We start from the raw sequence: 464 nt of genomic DNA on the forward strand, positions 1-464 counted from the left end.
CCGCAACGCCGCGACCATGTCCAGCAGCCCCAGGTTGGCCGGGATCTCCGTGCCGTCGCCCAGGAACCCCAGCAGTCCCAGCCGGTACGTCACGGCCACCATCACCACGTTCTGCTCGGCCACGAGCGCACCGGGGTCGTAGAAGGGTGCGTCCCCGCCGCCGGCCGCGTAGGAGCCGCCGTGGATCCAGATCATCACGGGCAGCCGCGCGTCCACCGGCGTGCCGGCGGGAACGGTCACCGACACCCGCAGGCAGTCCTCGTCCTGGGGCAGGTCCCCGATGTTGCTGCCCACGATGTCGTCCAGGAACGGCATGGGCGGCTGGGGGCACGCGGGTGCGGGCTCAGTGGCCAGGACCGGGGTCGACGCCGCCGCCACCGGCCGCGGGCACTCGTAGCGTCCCGCGCGGGCGTACCGGATGCCGGTGGCCCGGTCCACTGCGCCGTCCCGCCGCCCGATGATGG

Annotated in this window: 1 protein-coding gene; it reads right to left on the minus strand. The window is 74.1% G+C overall.

Going from position 1 to position 464, the window contains the following annotated elements:
- Positions 1-438 (minus strand): carboxylesterase family protein (locus VSR68_RS42560; protein WP_342945385.1); only part of this gene is annotated, 438 nt, incomplete at its 3' end.
- Between the last annotated feature and the right edge of the window lie 26 nt (positions 439-464).

Origin of the sequence: Paraburkholderia phymatum, from assembly GCF_038900715.1 — a bacterium.
GTDB classification, from domain to species: domain Bacteria; phylum Pseudomonadota; class Gammaproteobacteria; order Burkholderiales; family Burkholderiaceae; genus Paraburkholderia; species Paraburkholderia phymatum_A.